This window comes from Sphingobacterium sp. KH_072, from assembly GCF_057837975.1.
On record NZ_CM174457.1, the window covers coordinates 102,592 to 127,372 of the forward strand.

Below are 24,781 nucleotides of genomic sequence, written 5' to 3' on the forward strand. Positions count from 1 at the left end.
CAGCGCGAAACAACCAAAATCCTAAAATTTATTTCTACCTCTCTGCACAGTCTTTTGGACCATCCTTATTTAACTTTATAAAAGTTTGTAAAAAAATTAAAAAGCTCTTGTTAATTAATTATTAAATTCAATATCTTTGGAGCGTCCTATAAAGACCTTTTTATGAATGCGGCGCAGACATTGGTAATGAAGAATTTATGCTTTGCTAAAATGCAAGCGGTTGCAGATATGGCCGTTCGCACAGGCAAAAGTATACCTAATGTGACCAAGGTTATCAACCAGTTAACTGCGATGGGTATTGTGCTCGAATGCGGTTATGCAGTATCTAGCGGCGGTAGGAGGCCATTACAATACCGACTCAATCATCAAAATCTACCTAATATACTTTCTGTCTCCATTGATCAGTATTATACGAGTGTTGCGATCTACGATTTATCCTTCGAAATTTTAGGAACGGTCACGACTATTCGTAATCCAGTTGCAGATGGCGACGTATGCGTCGCTGCGATCAAAACGATGATTGCCGAGTGGCTAGAAGCGCATGTCGGTCAGCCAATTATGGCCATTGGGCTTACCATCCCTGGCTTTGTGGATTCGGCGACCGGACAAAATCATTCTTACACAGCAGATCATCCTTTATTTAATCTATGCAGAACGATTCAGGATCATTTTGGCATTCAAACTTGGATGGAGAATGATTCGACCGCCATTGCTATTGCTGAGAAGAATTTTGGCGAGGCGCAGCGATCGCAAGATGTCTTGGTCGTCAATCTTAACTGGGGTGTGGGACTGGGCATGATTATCCATGATCGTCTGTTTAAAGGGCATAGCGGTTATGCAGGCGAATTCAGCCATATTCCGCTGTCGGACGAAAATACCTTGTGTTCCTGTGGCAAAAGAGGCTGCCTAGAAGTAGAGGCATCGCTTACTGCTGCGGTAAAATCTGCTAGCCTGCGGCTGAGTCAGGGAGAAATTTCTTCACTGCAAAGCATTTATAGCGCACAGGGAAGCATCCGCGGCGATCAATTGATGGATGCGGCAAATAAGGGCGATCAATTGGCGATGGAATCGCTCAACAAAATAGCTTTTATGCTAGGCAAGGGAGTGGCTACGCTGATCCACATTATCAATCCTGAATATGTCGTGATATCTGGACGCGGGGCGAAGGTGGGGCGTATTTTATTACCGCAGATTCAGAGTGCTTTGATGAAATATAGCATCGATCGACTTTCTAAACACACTAGCTTATTGATTTCGGATTTAAGTCAGGTACAATTACTGGGTGGGGCATGTGTGGCTTTGGATAAAGCAAAATGGAACATCTGAATTCCTATGAAATACTAAATAACAATTAACCATAAATACAAACAACAAATGAGCAAATTTCACAACAAATGTTGCGCTCTACTGCTGCTGCTGCTATCCGTATGCACAACAGTTACGTTCGCACAGCAAGCTGTCAGCGGTCGCGTGACAGGTGCAGATGGTCCACTCGCGGGTGTGACAGTTAATGTGGTAGGGACTAGCCGGGGAACTCAATCGGATACCGACGGAAAGTACAACATTAATGTAGCCGCAGGCGAAGTATTACGCTTTTCGATGATCGGCTTCGTATCGCAAGATTTCACCATCGGTACCAACAGATCAATCAATGTGGTGCTAAGAGAAGAAGCAGGGGAAGTCGGTGAGGTCGTGGTGACCGCAATGGGTATCAAGCGAGAAACCAAAGCTTTGGGTTATGCCGCGACCACGATTTCTGCTAAGGAATTAACGGAAGCTGGAAATACCAACATCGGTTCGGCATTATACGGTAAAGCACCAGGTGTGCAGATCACGACGGCGCCAGGTGGTGCTTCGAGTGCGGTGAACATGCAGATTCGTGGTATCAACTCGTTGAACTATAATCGTCAGCCCTTATTTGTGGTAGATGGTGTGATGATTCGTAATGATCAACAAGGTGGTGCAGCAGGTGTGAACAACACCGGTGGTATTACTAATCCGGGTGGACAGGCGATCTGGAATGATAACAGAATCCGTGGCAACGGTATGTTGGATATCAACCCGAACGATATCGAATCGATGACGATCTTGAAAGGTGCCAGTGCTACGGCATTGTACGGATCGGATGCAGCGAGTGGCGTTATTGTTATTACGACTAAAAAAGGATCTAAAGATCGTGGATTAGGTATCGACTTCAACTACACGGGTTCTATCGAAACGGCTGCTTTCTTACCACGCTTGCAATATGAGTATGGACCGGGATATGATGCGGCAACGAATTTGCAAGCGGGAGCTAACGAAGAAGGTTGGATTACCAATAATCCTTCTTTCCCAGGCGAGCGTCTTTTGAATTACAATGCTTGGGGACAATTTGGCCCTAAATATGATGGTGGCGATGTACGTTGGTGGGATGGCTCCGTGCGTGCCTATTCTCCAAATAAAGGAAACTACGGTGACATCTTTCAAACAGGTCACAACAGCAACTTCAACGTGAGTATCTCTAACCAGACAGAGAAGTTAAACTACCGTTTTTCTGCGACCAACATGGATTACAAAGCCATTGTTCCGGGAAGTAAACAAAACAGAAGTACATTCAACTTGAATAGTAATGTAAAATTACATGAAGACCTTAGTTTGGATGTAGTAGCTTCGTATATCTCTACCAAAACTAATAACCGCCCTGGTTTGATGGGCGATGTATTAGCTTCTTACGGAGGTTTCTTTAGCGGTGCGGAAGATGTAGCCAAGATGCGCGATCAATTGTATCGTACTTCTGATGGCTATAAGTTTTCTACCGTTGGATCTAACCGTCCGGAAGAATTTCCGGTAGCTTATCGTGGTGTAAACTTGTTAAATTACTTCTGGCAACAGAATCGTAATGAATACACCGAGAAGGAAGATCGTTTCTTATCCAGTGCAACGATGAACTGGAAGATTGTCGATAAATTGAACTTGAGAGGACGCCTTGGAACGGATGTAACTTCGTTGAATATCGAAAACAAAGAGCATAATGAGTATGCTACGCGTTTCAATGAAACCAATAGTACCGGTAGGTATGCTGTTTCTAAAGGATTGTATTCCATCGTGTACGGAGACGCATTGTTAACGTACGCCGACAAAATTTCTGACGATGTGGATTTCAGCTTAAGTGGTGGTTTCCAATCTCGTATGGAAGACTATAATGATCAATCTTCTAGTACAGAGGGCGGTTTGGTTACGGCAAACTGGTTTAGTTTGAACAATACCTTTGCGCAAGCAACCACAACGAGCGTTCGTAAGCAGTTGATTAAATATGCTTACTTCGGATTGGCTAACTTTAGCTACCGCAATTACTTATTCTTAGAAGCTACTGGTCGCCAAGAATACTCTTCGGCACTACCTTCGCAAAATAACCCATACCTGTATGGATCGGTGAATACTGGTTTTGTATTTACGGAAGCATTTGAAACTCCAGAGTTCATGAATTTTGGTAAACTTCGTGCATCATACGGTGTGGTAGGTAATGATGCACCAATGTATGTGTCTAATATTGCTTACAAGCAAAGTGCGATCATCACAGGAAATGGTCCGGTACCGGCATTGAACGTGAATGAGAACTACGGTAATTTTGATCTTAAGCCAGAGATGAAAACCGAGGTTGAATTTGGTTTGGATTTGAAATTCTTCAATAGCCGTTTGGGCTTAGACGTATCTTATTATAACAATAAGATCAAAGATCAAATTATGCCATTATCCAATGCTTACTCTACAGGAGCGGTTACACAAATCGTGAACGTAGGTAATATCTCTAACCGTGGATGGGAAGTGTCTTTGACCGGTACGCCGATTCGCAGTGAGCACTTTACTTGGAATACACGTTTGAACTTTGCAAACAACCGTTCTCGTTTAGATCAATTAATCGACGGAGTTCCACGTTTAATTTTCTACGATGCAGATCAAAGTTCGATCCGCCTTGAAGCTAGAGAAGGTGAACTTTTAGGAAATATCTATGTACATCCACGTGCTACGAATGCAGATGGTCAGTTGTTGATCTCCGACGAAGGTAATTACATCATCGACAAAAGCACGTACATCAAAGCGGGTAACATTATGCCGAAAGCGATTGGTGGTTTGAGCAATACTTTTGCATACAAGAACTTCGCCTTTGACTTCACCGCAGATTACCGTTTTGGTGGACAGATGATCTCTACACCGCATAAATATGCATATGGTGCTGGTCGTCTAGAAAGTACATTGGAATACCGCGAGACAGGTATTACATTAGACGGTGTGAATGAAAATACAGGACAAGCCAATGATGTAAATCTTACTGGTGCGGAATATTACATGAACAACTTCTACTGGGGTAACGATGCTTGGAATGAAAAAGCAGCGGTATTGGACAATAACTTCATCAAGTTGCGTGAGGCGGTGATTAGCTACAGACTACCAAGCTCATTCAGCGATCGTTTGAAGATGAATAACCTACGCGTTTCATTGGTTGGTCGTAACTTGTTCTATTTCTACAGAACCATCAAAAACATCGATCCGGAAGCGCCTGTTGGAAACTTCTGGTACTCTCAAGGTATTGATATCGGCTCTACCGCAGCCACTAGAAGTTTTGGCTTCTCGTTAAATGCTAATTTCTAAGACGTACAGCAGTTAAAAAAGAAACAACATGAAAAAGTTAAGAAACATTATATGTCTACTGATCGCCGCTCTTTCTTTGACGGTTGTGCAGTCTTGCAAAAGCGAGCTAGACGAGCGTTATCAGGATCCAGAACAAACGGACATTCCTAATATTCGGGCTTTTATGACCCAAATATTAAACAATTCGCGCCTTCGCTCCGAATATTGGCACTACCGTACTTTCGTATTGCCGCATCATGCGCGTTATACGCAAACCACGTACTTCGCCAATAACAATACGATGTACCAACAGCAAGATTCGTATACGAATGATTACTGGAGAGATTTCTATTCTCCAGGCATGTTAGGCGTATTTCGTGTAATGGAGCGTACGTATGATGAATTGCCAGAGGCAGAGCGCGCAGAGTACGATGCATTTATGCATGCTACACGCGTGATTGTATATGGTCAAGCAGCGAAATTGGTGAATAACTTTGGTGATATTCCTTTCAGTGAAGCCGGAAGTTTGCCAGCAACAGATCAGATTGTATTGGGTAAATTCGATGACCAAAAAGAATTGTACAACCAATTTATTACGGCATTTGCAGAAGCAGCAGAATTTTTCAGCACCTATCAAGGTACGAATGATTTTATCCGTGCAGACATTATTAACAGAGGAAACGGTGAGAAATGGCGCAGATATGCTAACTCATTGAGACTTCGTGCGTTGATGCAGATCTCCAAATCTGATGAGGGAAGAGCGCGTACAGACATTATGGCCATGTTAAGTGCGCCAGAAACGTATCCACTAATAGATGGTACGCAAGCATCTTTGGAATCAGGTAGTCGTCATGATGTGTTGAATCAAAAATTGACAACCTATACCTCCAGTTTATTGGATGCCGTACGTGAGTTGAACAGCCACTATGCGCCGGATTATATGTTGAATACGGTATTGAAAACTGCGAATGATCCTCGTATCCATGCTTTATTCGGTAAATATGGTAGAACAGAAGGCGGTCGTGTGATTCCAAATGCGGATTACCAAGCATTGCCGATCACGACGTCAGAGGCAGCAGCAGATACAGAATACAGTAATGCCGCGCTTCGCCGCTATGCGATTGTGGATTCAGCTACTTCTTGGATCAATAACAACCTTCCAGGTGTCTTGATGACGACTTCTGAGGTAAACTTCATCAAAGCAGAAGCGCAAGAGCGTTGGGGAAATACTGCCGCAGCACGTACAGCGTACGAAACGGCTGTAGAGCAGTCTGTAGATTTTTACTATTACCTAAACGGTGCTTCGTCCAACAGCTTGAAAGCGACAAGACCTTCTTCGGCAGCTGTTCAAGATTTTATCAAGAACTCTAACATCGCTTACGAAGGTGCTGCGCAAGCAAAACTACAATTGATCGGAACGCAAAAATGGTTGCACTTTGGTTGGTTGCAAGCAGAGCAAGCATGGGCTGATTACCGCAGAACGGGATATCCTGTTTTGCCAGCGTTCCCCGTATCGAACTTGAATGGCTTCCAAAATCCTCCGCTACGTTTGTTGTACCCATCTAACGAGGTAACGAATAACAGCATGAACTACGAAGCCGTAAGAGCAAAAGATACGCGTACTACACGTATCTTCTGGGATATTGACTAATTGTCAATCTCTGCCAAACGGTTAAAAATAAAAGGGCTGCTTCCATGTCGGAAGCAGCCCTTTTTAGTATCTAATGACTGCTTTCAAGCAGTCATCTGTACATGTTATAAAGATAAGATCTCTACAATCCGTGTCAGGTTGGTATTCACCTGTTTGATATGCTTGATCGCTTTTTCGAAAGGAGTGTACTGGATCTGTCCACAGATCAATCCCGCCATCTCTCCGCGGCGACCTTCTATCAATCCTTCTACCGCAGCCACGCCCAATCTGCTGGCCAGCACACGATCCATACAAGTCGGTTTACCACCGCGCTGGATATGGCCTAATATCGATACCCGCACATCGTAGTGAGGGAAGTTTTCTTTGATTTTATCGGCTACCACTAAGCCACCATCTTTATCGCCTTCGGCTACAATGATGATACGAGAAGACTTATTAGAACGAGATTTGTCCAGACGCTTCATAATCGCGTCGTAATCCACGGTTAACTCGGGTATCAACACCGCTTCAGCTCCTGTACTAATACCAGAACGAAGTGCGATCAGACCAGAATCTCGTCCCATCACCTCAACCACAAAAACACGATCGTGCGACTCTGCCGTATCCCGAATTTTATCCACCGCATCTACGACGGTATTGATTGCCGTATCGTATCCGATGGTAAAGTCCGTGCCCGCCAAATCGTTGTCAATCGTGCCCGGCATACCAATAATGGGAATATCAAACTCTTCAATAAATTTAGAAGCTCCGGTAAATGTACCATCGCCACCAATCACGACCAAAGCATCAATTCCAAATTCTTTCAGATTTTCATAAGCGCGCTTACGGCCTTCATACGTGCGAAACTCATCACTGCGTGCTGTTTTCAAGACTGTACCACCGCGTTGGATGATGTTGGCAACAGACTTCGCGTCCATTGCTTCGATTTCATTGTTTACTAGGCCATCATATCCTCTACGCACCCCGTACATAGTCAAGCCATGGTAGATACCAGTTCGTATCACGGCGCGGATTCCCGCATTCATACCCGGAGAATCTCCTCCGGAAGTTAATACTGCTATATTTTTTATTTGACTCATCAAAAATTGTTTTTTAGGTAATGGGCAAAAGCAAGCAACTTACTTCTTCGCCTTAAACGCATCGATACCACTTTGCAAATAGGCGGTGTAGCTGCTGATATTGTAGTCTGCGCCCGTTGGTGGTATCAATACGTTACCATCCGTGTCTACAATGACATACAATGGCTGCGAATTACTATTAAAGGTGTCTGCTTGGAAATCACTCCATTTGTTACCTATTGTTTTTATTTTTTTACCACTATATGTAGAGGTATATTTCTCTTCTGCTGATAATTCGGTACGGTCATCTACAAAAAGTTCTGCCATCACAAATTCCTCTCGTAAAATCTGAGCCACTTTGGGATCTGTCCATACATTGGCTTCCATTTGGCGGCAATTCACACAGTTCCAGCCAGTAAAGTCGATCAACACCGGTTTGTTGACTTCTTTTGCGGCAGCTAATGCTTCCTCATAGTCGTAGTATGGATCGAAGCCTTTTGGCGTGCCGCGCTTGTGGAAGATGTCGTAGTATTTTTTCTTGGCAGAATCAGGCGATGCCGAAGCCGCCGATTGTCCAAAGCCTGTGCTTAGATCAAAATCTTGCGTAGCACTTGGTGGCAAAAATGCAGAAATAGATTTCAGCGGTGCGCCCCATAGTCCAGGTACCATATAAACAACGAAAGCAAATACAATGACCGCGATCATAGTGCGAGGCACCGAAAGATGGCTTAAGGGGCTATCGTGCGAGAAGCGAATCTTGCCAATCAGGTATAAGCCCATCAAACTGAATATAGCAATCCATAACGATAGGAATACTTCGCGATCCAACCAGTTCCAGTGGTACGCCAAATCCACATTCGATAAGAATTTAAGCGCCAACGCCAATTCCAAAAATGCCAATACAATCTTCACACTGTTGAGCCATCCGCCAGATTTTGGCATAGATTTCAACATCGAAGGGAAGATCGCAAAAAGTACGAATGGAATAGCCAATGCAATGGCAAAGCCCAGCATTCCGATGGCCGGTCCAAGGCGTTCGCCTTTAGAAGCGGCCTCGACCAAAAGGGTGCCGATAATAGGACCAGTACATGAAAATGAAACTACTGCTAAACTGGCAGCCATAAAAAATAGACCGATAAAACCGCCTTGATCTGATTTTGCATCGATCTTGTTCACGAACGAACTTGGTAAAGTCAGCTCAAATGCACCAAAAAATGATGCGGCAAAGAAGACGAGCAATAAGAAAAAGAAGAAGTTAAAGATGCCGTTCGTTGATAAGGCGTTTAGCGCGTCGGAACCAAAGGTTACTGTAATCAACATCCCCAGCGCCACATAGATTGCGATAATAAATACGCCATACAAAAGCGCTTGCGAAATCGCAGCAGCTCTCGTTTTGGATTGTTTGGTAAAGAAACTGACCGTCAAAGGTACCATGGGAAAGATACACGGCATGATGAAAGCCGCAAAACCGCCCAATAATCCCGCAATAAAAATCCCCCAAAGAGATTGTTTTGCATCTTGGGTCTGCGCTGCCTGCGCTTCATCTACTACTTGATCTTCATCCAACGTAGTATCTGCTCCATCTTCAAATTGCAAGTCTGTGGGGACTTCCAACAATTCAGTTTCGCCTTCCGAAGCGGGCGACTCGGTAAATTCGACATCCTCGAAAGGAATCAAGGTATCCTGCGCTTGGGTAGCCAATGCACCAAAAGACAAGCTAAATAGGAGAGTAATTATAGGTAGAAAAGTTGCTACACGCTTCATATGCAAAATTGAAAACATCGTAAAAATAAAAAAAAGGCAGATAAGGCTGCCTTTTATATACAGATATTTACCGAATGATTATTTTACGGTAACAGAAAAGCTGTATTCATCCGGCGGCAAGCATTTTGTTTTGTCACATGCCATAAATTCTACCGTACCTGATACTTTGGTTGCTTTGTTACCATTTAATTTAATTTTCTGCTGGAATACAACCTCTTTGTTGTGGTAAGGAACGTCCATCTTGAAAACCTCTTCGTACTTAGATTGTGGTTTTGGCTCCATGGTTTTACCCGTTAACGTAAAGTCGTTGGATTTTGCGAAAGCAAAACTCGTAGCAATCGGCCCACCACTAGGTACTGCCGTGCTGTAGATATGCCATCCGTTATCGATCGTAGCTTTAATAAATACGACCGCTTCGGTTTTGTTTAATTTTTTGGTAGCTACTGTCCATTTTACTGGAGTATGTATTTGTGCAAAAGCGCCTGAAAGCGCAAAAAATACAAGAGTGAATGCTAATAATGCTTTTTTCATACGTATTGTTCTGTTAAGCGGCTTGTGTAGCCGGTTTCATTAAGACCATGAATTAGTACTTGGGTTTAACGAATAGTCAAATATAGGAAATAAAATCACCGTAGCATGGTAACTTCTTTGAAGTAATAGGGCTTCATTACATTGTGGTGATCAATGTGTAAAATCCCGCGGTTATTCACATGCAAAATCTTGCCTTCAAAGACTTCACCATTTGCCTCAAACCATGAAAGATCTCCTTTGCGATAGAGCAATTCGTTGTAGGCTGACAACATACGGTTGGGGTGAGCCCAATCTTGCTCATACTTTTGCTGAATGATGGAAAGAATGGCGGCACAATAATCCTCCATCGGGCGATCTGCCAAATCTGGTAGCTCCATCAATAGTGAAGTGGCTTTATGTGCGATATCTGCAGGAAATTCGTGCTGGCCGATGTTCACACCTATTCCCACAATGCTATATCGAATTTCTAAGCCTTTAATCGTGTTTTCAATGAGCACACCGCAGACCTTCTTATCACCGATCATTAGGTCATTAGGCCACTTAATGCGGCATTGATCGGTGTATTGGCTTAACCACTGGTGCAAGCTAAGGCTAATCAAAGTTTGAATCGCAAAAACATCATCCACCACTAATTGTTTAGGAAACAGAATGAAACTAAATGTCAGACTTTTGCCTTCGGCGCTGTGAAATGAATTGTCACGTTGACCACGACCTTTGGATTGGTGTTTTGCCATAATGGCAGTAAAGTTGTCGCATGGCTTGAAATTTGAAGCTTCAGCTTTCAAGTAGTCATTCGTAGATGATACTTCATCAACGATAATTATGTTCTGACCGGCGAAATCTCCCGAAAATGTGTTATTTTGCAAAGGAATAAAGATGAGTGACTCACACCAAAAATAGAATATTTTTTAATGGGTAAAGACAAAAAGTTGTTGTCGTCAGAGAATCTGGCAGAGATTGTCGTGTTGGGGATGCAGGAGAAAAAGGGAAACGAGATTGTGCGTTTGGATATGCGCGAAATAAATGGGTCTGTTTCGGATTATTTTGTGATATGTCATGCTGATTCCAATGTGCAGGTGAATGCCATAGCTAATAGTGTAGAACATGAAGTATACAAAGCTTTAGGTCAAGACCCATGGCGTAAAGAAGGCCAAGGAAATGGCGAATGGATTTTGCTGGATTTTGTCGATGTGGTGGTGCATGTATTCAAAACAGATAAGCGTAACCATTACGGAATAGAAGATCTTTGGGGTGATGCCGCCTCACAAGCCTACCAGAGTGCCTAACGAGACGGATGTCTCAACTATCAATGTAGAAAATGAAGAAAATACCAAATAAAAAGATTACCCCAGTGCCACCTAGATTCAGTATGATCTGGATTTGGATCGCCATGATTATTGGTTTTATAGGTTTGCAGTATTTCTTCCGTTCCGAGCCTTCGAAACGGATCACTTACAGAGAATTTGAAACGAAAATGCTAATTCCAGGTGATGTAGATCGTTTGGTAGCCTATAAAAATAATGATCTGCTGGAAGTAGAAGTCTACATCAAAAAAGACAAGCTGACAGAAGACGATAAGTACAAAGACGTGGCGCCAAGAGACAATGCATTAGCGTTGTCCCCAAATGTAGGTCCGCAGTACCTTTTCACCGAACCTTCTGCCGAGATATTAGAGTCCAAGTTAAAGGTGTCGCAAGATAGCTTGACTGCTGCCGATCATGCGGAAGTATCTGTGAACTATGAAGACCGCTCGAATCCTTGGGCTGGTTGGTTAGTATCCTTTATTTTGCCTTTGGTTATTTTAGTTGCCCTCTGGATGTTCCTGATGCGCCGGATGAGTGGCGGCGGCGGCGGCGGTGGCGGACAGCTGTTTAATATAGGCAAGTCCAAAGCGCAGCTTTTTGATAAGGAATCACAGATCAATATCACATTTAACGATGTGGCTGGTTTAGAAGAAGCCAAAACGGAGGTGATGGAAATCGTTGATTTCTTGAAAAACCCGAAAAAATACACCGATTTGGGCGGTAAAATTCCAAAAGGAGCCTTGTTAGTAGGCCCTCCGGGAACAGGGAAAACGTTATTGGCCAAAGCAGTGGCTGGTGAAGCACAAGTGCCATTCTTCTCTCTGTCCGGTTCCGACTTCGTCGAAATGTTTGTTGGAGTAGGAGCATCGCGTGTGCGCGATTTATTCAAGCAAGCAAAAGAGAAAGCGCCTTGTATCATTTTCATTGATGAGATCGATGCGATTGGTCGAGCACGTGGTAAAAACTCCGTGATGGGGGGCAATGATGAGCGCGAAAACACCTTGAATCAATTATTGGTCGAGATGGATGGTTTCGGTACCAATGTCGGCGTTATCATTTTGGCTGCGACAAACAGATTGGATGTATTAGATCAAGCTTTATTACGTCCTGGACGTTTTGACCGTCAGATTTCTATTGATAAACCAGATCTAATTGGTCGTGAGCATATCTTCAAAGTGCATTTGAAACCACTGAAATTGGCGGAAGAAGTCGATGCGAAGAAGTTATCCGCGCAAACTCCAGGTTTTGCGGGTGCAGAGATTGCCAATGTGTGTAATGAAGCTGCCTTGATCGCGGCACGTAAAAATAAGTCTGCGATCGATATGCAAGATTTTCAAGATGCTATAGATCGTGTGATCGGTGGATTAGAGAAGAAAAATAAAATCATATCTCCAGAAGAGAAAAAAATCGTGGCTTATCACGAAGCAGGCCATGCGATTGCGGGCTGGTTTTTGGAACATGCCGATCCATTGGTTAAAGTTTCTATTGTACCACGTGGTGTGGCCGCTTTAGGCTATGCGCAATATTTGCCAAAAGAGCAATTCTTGTACACGACAGAGCAATTGGTCGATAGCATGTCGATGACTTTAGGAGGTCGCGTAGCAGAAGATATTACGTTTGGAAGAATAAGTACGGGCGCACAAAACGATTTGGAGCGTATCACGCAATTAGCTTATGCTATGGTTGCCGTATATGGTATGAATGATAAAGTGGGTAATGTGTCTTTCCGAGATGCATCTGGCGACGCTCAATTTCAAAAACCATATTCTGATCAGACGGCAGAATTGATTGATGTCGAAGTGCGTACCATTATCTCTACGGTGTACGAAAGTACGCGTCAATTATTGTTAGATAAGCAAGAAGGCTTAGTAGCAGTAGCGGAGAAATTGTTGGAAAAAGAAATCTTATTCCAATCTGATTTAGAAGAATTATTAGGGAAAAGACCGTTTTCGAACAGAACTACTTATGAAGAGTTTGTAAATGGTGGGGTACCACAGACGGATCTACAATTGCCACCAGTTCAGGAAGAGGTCGTGGAAGGTGATCAGCCTGAAACGAGCAATTCTACGAATGAATAATAATATAAGAATCGTTTACATATAAAATGGAAGGTGCAGCCGAGTAATTTTGCTGCACCTTTTTTACTATGAATATTCGCAATACCACAGCCAAGGAGAAGATGCTGAAGCAAATCAGACAAGCGTTGCTCCATAAACGAGACAACCCTTATCCTGATTTTGAGGATGCGCCCTTGTATGCCGATGAGGAAGAAGCATTGGATGTCACCTTTGCGCATGAGTTCACGGCAGCAGGCGGCCACTTTATATATTGTGATGGAGAGGTCGATCTGATCGAAAATCTGGTCGTGTTAGTGGAGAGATTGGAGTTGACTAAGATTGCAGTCTGGGAGCCGCAGTTACAGCGCTTATTAGATCAGTTTGGGTTTCCGTACCTGCGCTCCGATCAAGAGCTGGATCAGGTCGAGATCGGGATCACTTCATGCGAATCGCTGATCGCTAGAACTGGTAGTGTATTGTTGTCAAACGCGAGTCCTTCGGGCCGAAGATTAAGTATATTTGCGCCGATTCATATTGTTTTTGCCACGACCTCACAATTAGTGATGGATCTTAAACACGCCTACAAAAAGGTGCAAGATCATTATCCTCATCAAATCCCGTCCATGCTTACGACAATAACTGGGCCTAGTGCTACCAATTCGATTGGCTATACGCCAGTAAATGGTGGACACGGGTCGGAGCAGTGTTATGTATTTTTGACGGAAGATAGATTTTAAAATTATGTTATCAGACTATATCATCAACACTCCGGTAGCTAGCGTGATCTTTGCACTTACGGTTGGTTTGAGTATTTACGCATTTTCAAACCCAGAAATATACGGGCGAATGATGCTGCATCCTTATACGGTTTTTCGGGATCGTAGCAAGTGGGGAATGGTGATTACCAGCGGTCTTATTCATAAAGACTGGACGCACTTGATCTTCAACATGCTAACCTTTTACTTCTTTGGCTTTGCATTAGAAGGTATTTTAGTCGCACAAAGTGGCTCAATTGGCCATGTTTATTTCGCAGGTTTGTATGTAGTCGCGCTGGTATTAAGTGATATCCCAACGATCGTACAGCAAAAGAACAACTATAATTACCACAGCTTGGGCGCATCTGGTGCCATTAGTGCCGTGCTCTTTAGCTTTATTCTTTTCTATCCACGCACGATGCTCTATCTATTTATGGCCATCCCGATCCCAGCTTTTGTATTCGGATTTCTGTACTTAGGTTATTGTATCTGGGCCGCCAAAAATGCGCGCGATGGAGTGAATCACGATGCGCATCTCTATGGCGCATTAACGGGTTTACTGGTCACGCTGTTGTTGTACCCGTGGATTCTTCAACATTTTGCTGAACAATTCGGTTTTTAGTTTTGCCCTTTTATTTAAGTTAGATATTTCTATAGCGACGCGGAGTTCTTTAAGTGAAAAAATGATATTAGATATTAGTTTTAAGATCATACCGATTCTCGCAGTTAGCTCGTTTTCCAATATTGCTATCGGATACTACAGCATCATACTGTAGAGTTAATCACTCTAACGACACCTGTGAATAGGAAAAAATTAGTAAGTTCAATTCGAATCCATAGGTCTTTATCTGGGTGCGATTATCCACTCATATGATCTAGATGTTTGTTCGTGATCTCTGAATCTATATATTTCAACTTTCTTCCTATTTCCAATAGTTCCATCTTTAGCACGCATCCATCTATCAGGGTCTTCTACATTTTTCAAAAGATAACTCCCATCTTCGTTTTTTACGATGATCCACTTATACACCCTCGGATTTTCCTTCGTATCAAATCGATAAAGTTCGAGATCAGTTTTATCAGCCGTACTGCCACCTTTCGGATGGATATACTTCTTTTCATCTACAGTCCGTTTAATTAAATAAGTGCTATCAGGTTGTTTTTCTAGATACCATTGGTACTCTGCATCAGGACGCTCACTCAGTCCGGAAGAGGTTATAAGCGGTGTTCCATCATTATTACTCCAGTTTTCTGGAACTACAAAAAGTGAGGATTGCCTACTTCGTTGGTAAATAACATAGTTGCCATCCTGAAGTGGAGGTTTGATTTCTTCAGGTTCCGTGAACGACCATTTTGATGCATTTGCCGAAGTGACGTAATATTTGCTTATATCTAAAGTGGTGGTATTACTAGTGTTATTTGCATAGATATGAAGATACATGGACTTATCTCCCGCGGGTTGTATATAATATCCTGAATTGTCTTCTGAAGGTTTAATAAACCACTTGTACGTGCCGATTTGCTCTGGTTGTGAAACCGCAGAAGCCTCTACCTTGGTGTATTCCGTCAAACTACTTTGTACAGTATGCATGAAATTCCCAGAAGTACCCAAAAGCTTTATCATATACGTTCCATCTCTTACTGGGTCGCCATAAGTATTATATTCGTAATCAATTTGCCAATAGTAAAAAGTAGACTTAAGATTGTCAAATTGATTGACTACCAGGGGAGTTCCAGATTGACTAGAGGTTGCCTTGATAAACGCGTTGTTTGGATCAACAGCCAGTGCAATCTTATAGACGCCGGGTTTGATATAATAGATTTCATTAAATCCAGGTCGTGAAGGAGATATACTCCATTTGTCTTCTTTTTTGATATCCGGCTGAATTACCTTCAATTTCATCACTTGACCATTTTTTTCAGGGATATCTGCACCAATACCAAGCGTGTTGTTAAAAACGGAACGAATTACATAATTATTACTGAAAGGAGAAGCTTGTGTTATGTCCCAGCGAGTTGTAACACGTTGGCGGTTATTATTAGGCTGTTGATATATCTCTAAGGGAGTGCCTACTTCTTCTCTATTGCCCTCAGGGTGTAGAAATAAAGATTCCGAACCTCTAAGATAATAGCTGCCGTCTAATGTTTTCGTTATATGCCATATACTTCCCCACAATTGAAATGGTACTCGACTAAGACCTATTCTAGAGACGGTTGTCGACAAATAAAGCGGGTCCAGATTCATCAAATTGAAAAACGTATTTTCCGTTGATCTAATGTTCGTTCCATATTGTGAATTTAAAAACGGAAGAACGTTATTAATTTGCTCCGATGTCTTTATCAAAGATAATTTCCAGTGGAATAATGGGCCTTCGTACAATTCTAGAGGAGCACCTAAAACAGTTGTACTATTGACCGGGCGAATACCGTAGGAAGGAAATAGTGCATTCTGTATAGTGAAGCTGCTTCCATAGCCACCAGTACTCCTTCTTTCAGGTTCCACCAACCATTCAAACATAGTGGGGTTAAAATTAGCTTTCGGACTAATTTCTATTCTTACGCCATTTTTTATTTCACTATTGGTGAGGTGGAGATACATATCATCTTCATATGCCATCTTGATCATGTACACGTTTTCCTTTCCAGCTACAGGCTCAAAAACCCATTGATACGTAGAGGTGTTTGGAGTAAATTTATTGTATAATTCTACTTTAGTATTTCCGACCCTAGATTGGCCGATAGTTCCTATTGATTTATCGTCATCATAAACTGGAGATATTCTATACATACCGCCCGCAGGGACAGCTTCTTGACCGTGGAGTTCGACTACCTGTTCACGTGATAAAGGTTTGTCAAACACCTTAAAATCGTCTATATATTTTAAAGAATTTAGACGCCCTCCAATGCCCCAACTTGTAACACTAGTGAGATCTTGTAGTCTAAAGTAATACACGCCACTTTGAAGAGTTGTAGTGGGATCGTATACGTAAAGATATACCTGTGCTTTAGCATATACTATAATAATATGATACCAGCCTTCTCGTTCGGTAAAATTAATCGGATCCCAATACCACACACTCCAATTTTTTTTATTATTTCCTGCTTCGGCATACCGATCGATCAAAGCCCGATCTCGTCTGCGTGAAAAGCCTAAAAGGTCAATATCAGCGTTAGAGGCACCAGAATATCCGAAAAAACCATGATAAATCTTATCACTTGGCAACCAAGGAGAATTTCCTGTATTTTTTGTGATTTTTTCATCAATTTTTGTCCAGAATGATATGGTGTAACCATTCGCAATATTGCTTCCATCAAAAAAACTAGGTGTAGATACATAACTATTTTCCGCCAACCTTATCGCGTTGTTAGCGATGCCAAACCTGTCGGAGGTAGGCTCGACACTCCCAATTTTGGTTCCGTTTTTAAAGTTAGCAACGTCTTCGACTTCTCCGTTACGAAAAGGATAGTTACGAATCGGATTAGGAATATGAATGGGGTTATTATCCGAATTTTGTGCTAAAACCACCGGGCTTATACTCGACACTATGAACAGTATAAGAAGTAGGTATCTTTTCATAAATAATCTATTTCTGGCGTTTACCTAATTTTTCTAAATATTCGATCATTAATTCCGCTCTATCTGTAGTGACATAATCGGCACCATTAACGAAAAGCCAATCCCAATCTCCTCGACCATCATCCCATTTATTAGGAGGGCTATTGGGGTCATCCAAAAAATTATAATTTCGTAAAACGACGTCACAATCCGTTAGTGGATTTTTTTCCGCAAAAATGCCATAGCTGGTCTCTGGCCAAAAGGAAAACTGTCCGACCCAAATGCCTTTGTCTTGTAGTTTTTTAACATAGGTTAGTATGTTTTCATAGGATTGTTTATACACAAGCTCAATGGCGTATATATTCCCTGTATTGATAAAATTAGTAATATAATCATCTATATTTGTGGTGTTGGAGAATGCTATCGGAGTATAGATAAAATCATCTAACCCCATCTTTGCGGGATTAAGCACATTATTTCTCAAATCATTTAATGTTAATCTTCCCTTAACAACTACCTGATTTAGCATGCCTTTCTCATTCACCATCTTCAAAACCCTAATCATAGTCTCTGCGAAGGCACTACCAGATTCTTTGATATCTATCGATACGACGGCTTTTCCTTTCAACTGATCTAAAGCTTCACTGACTTTTAATACTTTGTAATTTGTTTGTGTACCATCCGTCATTTTAAGTCGTAACGTTTCTACATAGGATAAAGGCAACATGGATAATCTTCCGGATCCGTTTGTAACACGTTCTAAACAACCATCATGAAAAACAACCATCTCGGAATCCGAGGTTAGTCTGACATCTATTTCGACGATGTCAGCGCCTATTTCAATAGCTGCATCATAAGCGGCATTGGAGTTTTCAGGATAATTGGCCCAATAGCCACGATGAGCAGCGACTAGATAATAATTAGGATACTCCTTTCGGTTTTTAATAATGTGAATAATTTTATCAACGTCATTTTGGGCATATACTTCCCCGCCAGTGGCTATCAGAAAGAGTAGCAAGAGTTTTAGTTGTATTATTCTTCTTTTCATAACGTCGGTCTTTTTTGGGTTTAAATTTTTTTAGCTATCTCGTTTCTTGTAATCTACCAAATGCGTCTTTACGTATATAAACAAGATAATTGTCACTCTACCACCTACCGAGCTGAAGTTTTTTATTCACGCTAGTTAAAAAAAGTGAAGTTGTCCTCAAATGAAACAGCGATTTTTTTTGAGAACGCTAAAAAAAAGAAAAGAGGTAAACGATAATCCATTGTTTAACCATAGTGATAAATCAAATTTTCGTACTTCATTGGAAATCAAGATGTAAAATGGATTATTTCGCAAGTTTAAATATGCTTTAGGGTTTGTTTTAGGAAATTATATTTCTATTTTTACGTGTCAAATAAATGTTTTGATAATAAAAAAAACCTATAGTTAATACTGAGATAATAATGAACCGATTAGTTTTGGCGAATAACCTTACTAAACTATGCACTATAGAGACTTTTCTGATAAGGAACTATGGCGAGATCACCAAAATGGAGATATCCGTGCTTATAATGAGTTGTTCCAACGTTATGCACCATTGCTTTACAAGCAGGCAATACGATGGATAAAGATTGATTTTGATGCCGAAGAACTTGTAATGGATCTTCTTTTAAATTTGTGGATCAAAAGAAATGAGTTGAATCCAGATGCAGGAAGTAATTTAAAGGCATATTTGGCTCGCGCAATGCGTAATAGAATTGTGAATTATTTTCACAAAAACCTGCAAAAGCTGGATTCACAAAAAGGCGTGAACCAAAGCCCAAAAGCAGATTCCCGGGGTGCCGATTATACGCTTCGATGTAAGGAAATGGATCAACTGTATGAAAGTTCGCTCCGATTATTGAGCCCGCAAAGGCTTAAGGTTTTTAAGATGAGCAGGGAAGAGGGATTGACCTATGCACAGATAGCAAAACGGCTGAACCTATCCTTGAATACGGTAAAGAATTATATGGCCTCCGCGTTAGCGACGCTTAGAGATAACCATCAAAGTTAGGTAAGCATAATGGCGGTCATGTTTGAATAATGTTATGAGCACAGTACTTTCTTTCGGTTACGATGTAGCCACCGCTATACACTTTGTTTATTCTTGTACATCTATTCTAACAACCTATGGTGGCAGAGCTCGTCAGAACATTGAAAAATTAGACATACTATAATCATGAAAAACGGATTATTCCTACTCCTCTTATCCCAATTTATTGGGCAGATGATTTTCGCACAGAATCGAGCAACCGAGATTCGAAACCGGTTATTAAATCGAGATGCTAGCGCTGTAATGGTTATAGCTCATCGTGGAGATTGGCGCAATGCCCCAGAGAACTCCCTACCAGCCATCAGCAATGCCATTGCTATGGGTGTGGATATTGTTGAGATTGATCTCCAGCGTACCAAAGATGGTCATATCATCGTGATGCATGATAAAACGTTAGATCGTACCACAACCGGTCAGGGGCTAGTGTCAGACTGGAATCTGGATTCAATACGGACATTAAAGCTAAAGAATGGTTTGGCAATCAAAACCAAAGAGCATATACCAACGCTTGAGGAAGCATTATCGCTCGCTAAAGGAAAGATCATGCTCAATTTGGATAAAGCTGATCCCTATTTTGACGACATATATGAGTTAGCAAAAAAGACCGGAACTACCGAACAAATCATCATGAAAGGAAGCAGAAGTCCGAAAGAGGTACAGGAAAAATTTGGAAAATACCTTCACGAAGTGATTTACATGCCGATTATTGACTTGGATGACAGCAATGCGCTGGAGCATATCAAGGTTTTCAATAAAGAGCTCCATCCGGTTGCCTTCGAGCTGTTGTACAAAGACGATGCGAACCCTTTACCAAAAGAAATAGCCGGTGGTTTGCTCCAGGGAAATGCGCTGATATGGTACAATTCACTATGGGATACACTCTGTGGTGGACACGATGATGATATGGCGCTGGATGATCCCGATGGCGCCTATGGCTATTTAATTAATGCCTTGGGAGCGCGTATGATACAAACCGATCGACCAGCGTATTTGATTAACTATTTAAAAGAAAAACAGTTGCACTGGTAAGCATTTGCGGTTAAAATTGTTTTCAGATTATTAGGTAATTAGCAACTCGTAGCCGATTGCCACTCTGGTCGTCGCCTTATTCTACAGCGATGCATTTGGTTAAATGCTCATTTACAGTTTCTGCAAATGATTGGTTACGTGTTAAATAACTCTGCTTTTTAGCGAGGAAGACAGGTTGAAAGCAGCAAAGAATCTTGGCAGAATGCCTATGTAATAGAACAAAAAAATATTTTATTTTCAATAGGTGGTCTACTCATTTTTTCCTGTTTAAATAACTACATAAAGGATATATGGAGATAGAATTGTTGAATTTATTGGAGAAATTTCTTGAAGAAAGATGTACAGAGGAGGAATTGCTAGCCATTAAAAAGTTACTTGATACCGACGAAGGAAAACATGCACTAGCCGAAGCGATGCTGCATAAAGATAAAATAGCAGAAGAAAGTGATCAAGATGATAATGAAGAGAAGCTGTATGAGATGATGCAAAACTGGAAAAAGCAGGTGTTTCAACGTATTTCCGAGAACGAAACATCAAGAATAACGAAGTAATAAATGGTGATTTTACGGCCATTAATATACCGGTAGATTCTTCAACATTTTGCTGAACAATTCGGTTTTTAATTCGCCCAATTCGCTTTATCAAGACTGCGGTATTGGATCGCTTCAGCAATGTGCTGCACTTGGATATCATCACTGGCATCCATGTCTGCTATGGTGCGCGCAACCTTTAAAATACGATCATAAGCTCGAGCTGATAATCCTAATCGTTCCATCGCAGATTTCAGCAATTGCTGACTTCGCTCATCCAAATGACACATTTTACGCACCAGTGCTGGGCTCATCTGCGCATTATTATACGTGTTGCGATGTTCGGTAAATCGATTCGCTTGCCGTTCACGAGCTAGCACCACACGTTGTCGTACCGTCGTACTTTTCTCATTTCCTGTCTGTGCACTGAGCTCTTTGAAAGCGACGGGCGTCACTTCCACATGGAGATCAATACGATCCATTAGTGGGCCAGATACTTTACTCAAATACCTTTGCACAGTCTGACTACTACAAGTGCAACTTTTCTCTGGATGATTGTAATAACCGCAAGGACAGGGATTCATCGAAGCGATTAGCATAAAGCTGGCGGGGTAATCGATACTGAACTTCGCGCGAGAAATCGTGATATTGCGCGCCTCCAAAGGTTGGCGCATCACCTCCAATACGTTGCGCTTGAATTCAGGCAATTCATCTAGAAATAGCACACCATTATGTGCTAGCGATATCTCGCCAGGCTGTGGATTGGTGCCTCCGCCAACGAGTGCTATGTTGGAGATGGTATGATGTGGTGCTCGGAATGGGCGAATGGTCAGTATGGCATCTTTCGTATTCAATTGTCCCGCTACAGAATGAATCTTGGTAGTTTCCAACGATTCTTCCAGCGTGAGTGGTGGCAATATGGTAGACAATCGCTTTGCTAACATCGTCTTACCTGCGCCGGGCGGACCGATGAGGATGAGATTATGACCACCGGCTGCCGCAATTTCCAGCGCCCGCTTGATGTTCTCCTGACCTTGCACGTCTGCAAAATCTACCTCATGCGCATCCAATTGCTGCGAAAACTGCGCTTGTATATCAATTTGCAATGGTGCTATTTTCTCCTTGCCCTCCAAATGATTAATAACTTGGCGAAGGTGTTTCGCGCCATATACTTCTAGGCCGTCGACCACGGCAGCTTCTGGTGCATTTGCTTCAGGAAGGATAAGGCCACGGAAACCATCTTTCTTGGCTTGTAAAGCGATGGATAAAGCGCCTCGAATAGATTGTAATGAGCCATCCAAAGATAATTCGCCCATAATAAGATAGTCGGGAAGGTCGGTGTGCTGCACCTGATTAGAAGCGGCTAAAACAGCTACGCCAATAGAAAGATCATAAGCAGAACCTTCCTTTCGAATATCTGCAGGAAACAGATTCACCACAATCTTCTGTCGTGGCATGCGGCAGCCCACAGCAGAGATGGCACTTTCGATACGTTGCAAACTTTCTTTAACTGCATTATCTGGAAGTCCGACAATATAGTATTTAGTTCCTGTTGTGATATTCACTTCGACTCCTATGGTGATAGCATCAATGCCATAACAAGAGCTTGCATGCGTTTTTACGAGCATAATTCGGTATATTTATAGGACAGCAGTGCCCAGAGTGGATAAAGATAGTATTGTTCTTTTAAATAAAACAATATTCTTTAAACGATACTTGGAGATTTTCATCATACTCGTAAAAACACTTTGTATTCTTTGCTGTTATTTTAGTAAGTCAATCATCACAATTGTCACATTTTAATATTTATACACATGAATTATAGCGGAAAAGTTTTAACAGCATTGTTAACAGGTTTGGCAGCAGGAACAGTACTAGGTGTATTATTTGCACCAGAAAAAGGATCAGAAACTCGTGACAAGCTTAATGAATCGCTAGCAGATTTGGGTGATGCCATTAAAGAGCGTGCCGAAGAGCAATTGGATCAATTAAGTGATTTGCGCGAAAAGCTAGTTGCTTCTTTGAAATCTAAAGCAGCAAAAGCAGAAGCGGCTATCGACGAAGAGATCGAAGAGCACGCGTAATCTGCTTACCTATGCCCAGTGCATAGGATTTTTAATTAACACAAGTTAGGGGAGTCATAGCCAATATTGGTAAGACAGATTCCTCCAAACCCATATTTGCATGATGGATCAAAAATTTTCATTTTCTGGGTCGTTTACTAAACTGAAAGAGTATGTCGATACGCAGATTGAATTAGTCAAACTGCGATCAATAGCTCGTGGCTCAAGAATTTTAGCATCGTTAGTATTAGACGTTAGTAAGATTTTACTCATGTTATTGGTGGTGTTTTTTCTTGCAATGGCTTTAGCTTTTTACCTAGGGCAGCTATTCAATAACTATGCTTTAGGATTTTTGGCAGCTGGTGTCGCTTTTGCTATCATCATTGTGATTATCAACGTAGCAAAGGGCAAGTTAGAGTTACTGCTGATGGATTTGACCATTCGGAAAGTATTGGGCAAATGGCACGAGGAAGACGATCATTTGGAAGAAGACCGTCTTAGTAGGTTGCGGAAAAAGGCCGCCAAGGCAGAGGAAGCAGCAGCTAAGATTAAGGAAGAAATAGAAATCATAGAAGATGAGCACGAACAAACAGTTGAGAAGTAAGATAGCTAATGTTGATGATCTGTTGAACGAGATCGAGCGTATTAGTGTTCTTCGTGATGAACAGGAGCTATATTTCGGTACACAGTACAAGCTTCTGAAGCATAAGATCGAAGCTCCAGTTAGATTCGTTAATATGATCACGGCTCACGTACCTGGAGTAAACCGTGTGCGCGATGTCGTATCGTCTATCTCTGCCAACAGCGGGCAAAGCACTGGAAAATCGGATTGGATTACCAAAGTATTGCGCTTAGCAACACCGCTGGTACTCAACCGCACCTTATTGAGAAATGCGGGTTGGTTCAAAAAAGCCATATTTACAGTTGCATCTGAAACAGCGGTGTCACAGGTGAACCAAAGTAATATATCTGGTGCTGTAGCAGGAATCGCGAACTTCATTCGTCCGAAAAAGAGAGTCAAAAAAGCTAAATTGGTGCCGGGAGAGATTACGGCCGAGGAGGCAGTAGAAGGAAACAAATATGGTATCCCGAGGGATAGTGAAGCCTACTAATTCCGTTACATTTTATAAAACACATTGAAAAGCGTTAGCCATTTAGGCAACGCTTTTTCATTTGTGCAAAAAATCGGGTGAAGGACTATATTCGCCAATATTACGTAACTTTAACTACCTAAAATTAAGGAACTAACATTGAATCTTAGCTTTTTCAGAGATGATGGGCTAAGAAATTATTAAACTAACAATTATTAGTATGGTATCACATCAACAGGTTCGCGTGTACAATCGAGGATTATTCTTTGCTGGATATTACACCTCTTTGGGCGGTTTGCTGCTCATCTTATTATGGCTTGGCGCCTTTAAGTTCACGGCCACGGAAGCAGCTGCTATACGCCCACTTCTGGAAAATCATCCATTCAGCGGATGGGCATATCAGTTCATAAGTGAACAAATGATCTCCAACCTAGTAGGGGTAGTAGAGATACTGACCGCTATTTGTATCCTTATCGGTCTTAAAGTAGCCGCTTTCAGAACGATATCCATCGTCGCTCTAACGGTTACACTACTCACCACATTGAGCTTCCTGTTTACTACACCAGGAGTTTTTAAAATCGTTGAGGGTATGCCCATCACGGATTTTTTTATCTTGAAGGATTTGTTGCTTTTGGGCGGTGGATTGATGGTTTTGAGCTTGAATATTTCTCCACGTAGATGACTCTCAGTAAGTCGAAACAAACAA

The 24,781-nt window shown here is 41.9% G+C and carries 21 protein-coding genes; 14 read left to right on the forward strand and 7 right to left on the reverse strand.

The window, feature by feature from the left end:
- Positions 1-162: 162 nt before the first annotated feature.
- The 3 genes from AC3IRT_RS00480 to AC3IRT_RS00490 are packed head-to-tail and all read left to right on the forward strand — an operon-like array spanning position 163 to position 6,259.
- Positions 163-1,326, forward strand: coding sequence for an ROK family protein (locus tag AC3IRT_RS00480; protein WP_489394597.1), 1,164 nt, complete (start codon positions 163-165; stop codon positions 1,324-1,326).
- A 48-nt stretch (positions 1,327-1,374) separates the two neighbouring features.
- On the forward strand, positions 1,375-4,629 hold the full coding sequence (locus AC3IRT_RS00485; RefSeq protein WP_489394598.1) for a SusC/RagA family TonB-linked outer membrane protein: 3,255 nt from the start codon (positions 1,375-1,377) through the stop codon (positions 4,627-4,629).
- A 28-nt stretch (positions 4,630-4,657) separates the two neighbouring features.
- A complete protein-coding gene (locus AC3IRT_RS00490) occupies positions 4,658-6,259 on the forward strand; it encodes a SusD/RagB family nutrient-binding outer membrane lipoprotein (protein WP_489394599.1) in 1,602 nt (533 codons plus the stop codon).
- A gap of 104 nt (positions 6,260-6,363) precedes the next feature.
- On the opposite strand, the gene pfkA is transcribed toward AC3IRT_RS00490, so the two are convergent.
- The 4 genes from pfkA to AC3IRT_RS00510 form a co-directional block, all read right to left on the reverse strand.
- Positions 6,364-7,338: a 6-phosphofructokinase gene (gene pfkA / locus AC3IRT_RS00495; RefSeq protein WP_489394600.1), complete on the reverse strand. Its 975-nt coding sequence runs from the start codon at positions 7,336-7,338 to the stop codon at positions 6,364-6,366.
- A 39-nt stretch (positions 7,339-7,377) separates the two neighbouring features.
- Positions 7,378-9,081, reverse strand: a complete 1,704-nt coding sequence (locus AC3IRT_RS00500) for a protein-disulfide reductase DsbD family protein (protein WP_489394601.1) — start codon at positions 9,079-9,081, stop codon at positions 7,378-7,380.
- Positions 9,082-9,159: 78 nt separating this feature from the next.
- Positions 9,160-9,612, reverse strand: coding sequence for a protein-disulfide reductase DsbD domain-containing protein (locus AC3IRT_RS00505; protein WP_489394602.1), 453 nt, complete (start codon positions 9,610-9,612; stop codon positions 9,160-9,162).
- A gap of 95 nt (positions 9,613-9,707) precedes the next feature.
- A complete protein-coding gene (locus AC3IRT_RS00510) occupies positions 9,708-10,478 on the reverse strand; it encodes a biotin--[acetyl-CoA-carboxylase] ligase (RefSeq protein ID WP_489394603.1) in 771 nt (256 codons plus the stop codon).
- A gap of 45 nt (positions 10,479-10,523) precedes the next feature.
- Between AC3IRT_RS00510 and rsfS the strand changes: the two genes are divergently transcribed.
- From rsfS to AC3IRT_RS00530, 4 genes are all read left to right on the forward strand, one after another.
- A complete protein-coding gene (gene rsfS, locus AC3IRT_RS00515; RefSeq protein ID WP_489394604.1) occupies positions 10,524-10,898 on the forward strand; it encodes a ribosome silencing factor in 375 nt (124 codons plus the stop codon).
- A gap of 32 nt (positions 10,899-10,930) precedes the next feature.
- Positions 10,931-12,994, forward strand: a complete 2,064-nt coding sequence (gene ftsH, locus AC3IRT_RS00520) for an ATP-dependent zinc metalloprotease FtsH (RefSeq protein WP_489394605.1) — start codon at positions 10,931-10,933, stop codon at positions 12,992-12,994.
- Positions 12,995-13,062: 68 nt separating this feature from the next.
- Positions 13,063-13,710, forward strand: coding sequence for a LutC/YkgG family protein (locus AC3IRT_RS00525; RefSeq protein ID WP_489394606.1), 648 nt, complete (start codon positions 13,063-13,065; stop codon positions 13,708-13,710).
- A gap of 4 nt (positions 13,711-13,714) precedes the next feature.
- Positions 13,715-14,350, forward strand: coding sequence for a rhomboid family intramembrane serine protease (locus AC3IRT_RS00530; RefSeq protein WP_489394607.1), 636 nt, complete (start codon positions 13,715-13,717; stop codon positions 14,348-14,350).
- A gap of 222 nt (positions 14,351-14,572) precedes the next feature.
- Here the strand turns inward: AC3IRT_RS00530 and AC3IRT_RS00535 are convergent, their stop codons facing one another.
- Both AC3IRT_RS00535 and AC3IRT_RS00540 read right to left on the reverse strand, forming a co-directional pair.
- A complete protein-coding gene (locus tag AC3IRT_RS00535; RefSeq protein ID WP_489394608.1) occupies positions 14,573-17,305 on the reverse strand; it encodes a hypothetical protein in 2,733 nt (910 codons plus the stop codon).
- A gap of 7 nt (positions 17,306-17,312) precedes the next feature.
- The gene (locus AC3IRT_RS00540; protein WP_489394609.1) at positions 17,313-18,332 is read right to left on the reverse strand and encodes a glycerophosphodiester phosphodiesterase family protein; all 1,020 of its coding nucleotides are present in this window, start codon (positions 18,330-18,332) and stop codon (positions 17,313-17,315) included.
- A 439-nt stretch (positions 18,333-18,771) separates the two neighbouring features.
- Here AC3IRT_RS00540 and AC3IRT_RS00545 point away from each other — a divergent pair, with 439 nt between their 5' ends.
- The 3 genes from AC3IRT_RS00545 to AC3IRT_RS00555 all read left to right on the forward strand — a co-directional run bounded on the left by AC3IRT_RS00545 (position 18,772) and on the right by AC3IRT_RS00555 (position 20,942).
- The gene (locus AC3IRT_RS00545; protein ID WP_489394610.1) at positions 18,772-19,323 is read left to right on the forward strand and encodes a sigma-70 family RNA polymerase sigma factor; all 552 of its coding nucleotides are present in this window, start codon (positions 18,772-18,774) and stop codon (positions 19,321-19,323) included.
- Positions 19,324-19,488: 165 nt separating this feature from the next.
- Positions 19,489-20,391, forward strand: a complete 903-nt coding sequence (locus tag AC3IRT_RS00550) for a glycerophosphodiester phosphodiesterase family protein (protein WP_489394611.1) — start codon at positions 19,489-19,491, stop codon at positions 20,389-20,391.
- Between the two features lie 290 nt (positions 20,392-20,681).
- Positions 20,682-20,942 (forward strand): hypothetical protein, encoded by a 261-nt coding sequence (locus AC3IRT_RS00555; protein WP_489394612.1) that lies wholly within the window; start codon positions 20,682-20,684, stop codon positions 20,940-20,942.
- Between the two features lie 68 nt (positions 20,943-21,010).
- On the opposite strand, the gene AC3IRT_RS00560 is transcribed toward AC3IRT_RS00555, so the two are convergent.
- Positions 21,011-22,549, reverse strand: coding sequence for a YifB family Mg chelatase-like AAA ATPase (locus AC3IRT_RS00560; RefSeq protein ID WP_489394613.1), 1,539 nt, complete (start codon positions 22,547-22,549; stop codon positions 21,011-21,013).
- Positions 22,550-22,735: 186 nt separating this feature from the next.
- On the opposite strand from AC3IRT_RS00560, the gene AC3IRT_RS00565 reads away from it, so the two are divergent.
- The 4 genes from AC3IRT_RS00565 (at position 22,736) to AC3IRT_RS00580 (ending at position 24,757) form a co-directional block, all read left to right on the forward strand.
- The gene (locus AC3IRT_RS00565; RefSeq protein WP_489394614.1) at positions 22,736-23,005 is read left to right on the forward strand and encodes a YtxH domain-containing protein; all 270 of its coding nucleotides are present in this window, start codon (positions 22,736-22,738) and stop codon (positions 23,003-23,005) included.
- A 100-nt stretch (positions 23,006-23,105) separates the two neighbouring features.
- The gene (locus AC3IRT_RS00570; RefSeq protein WP_489394615.1) at positions 23,106-23,588 is read left to right on the forward strand and encodes a hypothetical protein; all 483 of its coding nucleotides are present in this window, start codon (positions 23,106-23,108) and stop codon (positions 23,586-23,588) included.
- Positions 23,560-24,096, forward strand: coding sequence for a hypothetical protein (locus AC3IRT_RS00575; protein WP_489394616.1), 537 nt, complete (start codon positions 23,560-23,562; stop codon positions 24,094-24,096). Before AC3IRT_RS00570 ends, AC3IRT_RS00575 begins: the two co-directional genes overlap by 29 nt.
- Before the next feature lie 199 nt (positions 24,097-24,295).
- Positions 24,296-24,757: a DUF417 family protein gene (locus AC3IRT_RS00580; protein WP_489394617.1), complete on the forward strand. Its 462-nt coding sequence runs from the start codon at positions 24,296-24,298 to the stop codon at positions 24,755-24,757.
- The last annotated feature ends 24 nt before the right edge of the window (positions 24,758-24,781 follow it).